The organism is Mesorhizobium sp. M2A.F.Ca.ET.039.01.1.1, assembly GCF_003998035.1.
Taxonomy (GTDB): Bacteria; Pseudomonadota; Alphaproteobacteria; order Rhizobiales; family Rhizobiaceae; genus Mesorhizobium.
Genome location: NZ_RZRY01000636.1, coordinates 1 through 3647, shown reverse-complemented (window position 1 = coordinate 3647; position 3647 = coordinate 1). Strand labels below are relative to the sequence as shown.

At 62.3% G+C, this 3647-nt stretch carries 3 protein-coding genes; all 3 read right to left on the bottom strand.

Features of this window, described 5'->3' with window-relative positions:
- Positions 1-66: 66 nt before the first annotated feature.
- Positions 67-1173, bottom strand: coding sequence for an ABC transporter substrate-binding protein (locus EOA24_RS30875; protein WP_127410430.1), 1107 nt, complete (start codon positions 1171-1173; stop codon positions 67-69).
- Between the two features lie 244 nt (positions 1174-1417).
- Positions 1418-2590, bottom strand: coding sequence for an iron-containing alcohol dehydrogenase (locus EOA24_RS30870; protein ID WP_127410429.1), 1173 nt, complete (start codon positions 2588-2590; stop codon positions 1418-1420).
- A 17-nt stretch (positions 2591-2607) separates the two neighbouring features.
- A partial coding sequence (locus EOA24_RS30865) for an aldehyde dehydrogenase family protein (protein WP_127410428.1) occupies positions 2608-3647 on the bottom strand: 1040 nt, incomplete at its 5' end.

The window sequence follows — 3647 nt, the reverse complement described above, 5'->3', positions numbered from 1 at the left end:
GTCATGCGCAGGCTACCGTCTGGGAGAAGCGCCGGGCGGCCAGAGCCGCCCGGCCATTTCATTCCGTTACTTCACGTTGGCGCCGACAGTGGCGTCCCAGTTCTTGGTGATCGCCTCCTTGGCCTTACCCTGCTCGTCGAGGGTCGGGAACACGGCCGACGCGTAGGCTTCGGCCGGCGGCAGCTTGGCCATCACATCGGCCGGAAGCTTGCCGTTCTTGGCGAGGTCGTTGAACCGGATCGGATGGCAGTAACCCTTCAGCCAGCCAATCTGACCTTCGTCGGAGTAAAGGTACTCGAGCCAGAGCTTGGCGGCATTCGGATGCGGCGCGTAAGCGCTGATCGCCTGCACATAGACGCCGGCAACGACGCCGGTCTTAGGCACAACGACGTCGACCGGCGGATTGCCCTTCAGCGTGTCGCGGCCGGCAAGCGCGTTGTAGTCCCAGGTGACCAGGATCGGGGTCTGACCTTGGGCCAGCGTGGCTGGCTTGCCGATGACCGGCACAAAATTGCCAGCGGCATTGAGCTTCTTGAAGAAGTCGAGACCTGCTGTGCCGGCTGCTTCACCAGCAGCGGCACCACCGGACAGGCCGGCGGCGTAGACCGCCTGGATCGCTTGGTTCGAGGCACGCGGATCCCCGGCGAGGGCGACGGTGTTGGCATAATCTGACTTCAGCAGGTCTGCCCAGTCAGCCGGAGCTTCCTTCACAAGATCCTTGTTCACCAAGAACGACAGCACGCCGTAATAGTCGCCCGTCCAAAAACCATCGGCATCCTTGGCGCTGTCCGGGATCGAATCCCAGGTCGATACCTTGTAAGCTTGAATCAGACCGACTTTCTTGGCGGTCGGACCGAAGGACAGGCCGACGTCGATGACGTCAGGGGCCTGTGGGCCCTTGTTGTCCTTGTTGGCCTTGATCGCCTCGACCTCGTCGCCAGAGCCGGCGTCGGGGTTGAGTTCGTTGATGGTGATTTCCGGATACTTAGCCTTGAAAGCGTCGATCACTGCCCCGTAGCCGCACCAGTCATGCGGAAGCGCGATGACAGTGAGCTGGCCTTCCGCCTTCGCGGCCTTGACGAGATCGTCCATCGAAGCGGCGGACGAAATCACCGTCGACGCGAAGAGCGCCGCGGCCGAGAGGGAAAGCACTTTCCCCATGAACTTGAACATGTGTTCTCTCCGTTGAACTGGCGCGCTAAGCGCCTGCGATGCGGGTATCGTTTTCGTGTGACAGCCAGATGAAGGCTTTTTGAAACCGGAGCCCCACAGCGAAAAAAGTTAACTCTTTTTAACGGACTGTAGCAATTAGCCCGCGCTTAATTTTCCGGCTAATGGTTAGCTGCCTTGATTTTGCCCCTCCTCCCTTTTTCTCGAGTGTTCCCTTATTCAACTCCTCGGCATCGAGGCCGGCTTCTCAGACGGAGCCGGCGATGGCATTTTCGAGCAGCGTCAGCGCTGCTTTCTTGGTGAGCTTCACGGGGTTGCCGCCGGCGGTCGGGTCGACCACCGCCATATCGGCGATCAGGGTCTTGCGCTTCTTGTCCATGTCGAGCCCCTTGATCAGGCCGGGCAGCGCGTGCGGCACCTTGAGCTCCTTACGCAGCTTGATGATGGCCTTGGCGAAGCCGTCGAAGCCGCCCTTGATGCCGCAATAGGCGGCGAGCCGTGCGATACGATCCTCGATCGCCTCGCGGTTGAAGGCCAGCACATAGGGCATGAACACCGCGTTGGTCATGCCGTGATGGGTGTCGTAGAGCGCGCCGATCGGATGCGACAGCGAATGGATGGCCCCCAACCCCTTCTGGAAAGCGGTGGCGCCCATGGCCGCCGCGCTCATCATATGGGCGCGCGCAACCAGATCCTTGCCGTTGGCGAAAGCCTTCGGCAGGTTCTCGAACACTAGCCTTATGCCTTCCACCGCGATGCCGTCGGCCATCGGATGATAGCCCGGCGCGCAATAGGCCTCCAGGCAGTGCGCCAGCGCGTCCATGCCGGTGCCGGCCGTGATGAAGGGCGGCATTCCGACCGACAGTTCCGGATCGGCAATGACGATCGCCGGCAGAAGCTTCGGATGGAAGATGACCTTCTTGGTATGGGTCTCCTCATTGGTAATGCCGCCGGCGCGGCCAACCTCGGACCCCGTGCCCGCCGTGGTCGGCACCGCGATGATCGGCGCAATCAAGTCCGAATTGGCCCGGGTCCACCAGTCGCCGATATCCTCGAAATCCCAAACGGGCCGTGTCTGCCCGGCCTGGAAGGCGATGAGCTTGCCGAGGTCGAGCGCGGAGCCGCCGCCGAAGGCGATGACGCCGTCATGCTTGCCCTTCTTGAACACCGCGATGCCGGCGGTGAGATTGGACTCCACCGGGTTGGGCCTCACCTCCGAGAAGACGCCGTATGGGATCTTGGCATCGTCGAAGATCTTCAGCGTCGAGGCGACGACGGGCAGTTTCGCAAGGCCCGGATCGGTGACGAAGAGCGGCCGCTTGATGCCCGTCGCATTGAGCACATCAGGCAATTCCTTGATGCGCCCGGCGCCGAAGCGGACGGTGGTGGGGTAGTTCCATTTGGAGATCAGCTTGGACATTTTTGTCTTTCGAAAGGTCAGATCGTTTCGCGCAGGTGATAGGATTTCGGCCGGGTCAGATTGTCGTAACCGATGGCCGAGAGCGCCGCGCCCTTGCCGGTGTCCTTGACGCCGGTCCAGACCAGCGCCGGGTCCAGATAGTCACAGCGGTTCATGAACACGGTGCCGGTCTCGACGCGGTCGCCGATGGCGATCGCGCGCTCGGTGTCGCGTGTCCAGATCGACGCGGTCAGCCCATAGGGGCTGTCGTTCATCAGCGCGATCGCCTCCTCGTCGTTGCGCACCTTCATGATGCCGACGATCGGCCCAAAACTTTCCTCGCGCATGACGCTCATCTGGTGGTCGACTTCTGTCAGCACTTCCGGCGCCAGATAGGGCGAGCCCGCCCTGTCGTTCTCGACCCTCATGTTGATATGTGCGGTCGCGCCTTTGCGCAGCGCCTCGGCCTTCTGCTCGCGGATCAGGTCGGCGAAGCGCGCCTGCGCCATCGGGCCCATCGTGGTCGCCTGTTCCAGCGGATTGCCGACGACATACTTCTTCGTCTCGGCGACGAAACCTTCGACGAACTCGTCATAGACCTTCTCGTGCACATAGACGCGCTCTATGCCGCAACAGCACTGGCCGGAATTGTAGAAGGCGCCGTCGACAAGATTGGCGACCGCATGGTCCAGCTTGGCGTCGGGCAGCACATAGGCCGGATCCTTGCCGCCGAGTTCGAGGCCGAGCGTCATGAAGGTGCCGGCCGCCGCCTCCTCGATGGCGCGGCCGCCGCCGACCGATCCGGTGAAGTTGACATGGTCGATCTTGCCGGAGCCGAGCAGCTTCTCGGTCTGGGCATGGTTCATGACGAGGTTCTGGAACAGCCCCAGGGGCAGCCCCGCTCTGTCGAAAGCCTGCTGGAAGCGTTCGCCGACGAGCAACGTCTGTGCCGCGTGCTTGAGGATGACGGCGCTGCCGGCCATCAGCGCCGGCACGATGGTGTTGACGGCGGTGAGATAGGGATAGTTCCAAGGCGCGATCACCAGCACGACGCCGAGCGGCACCTTCTTCACATAGC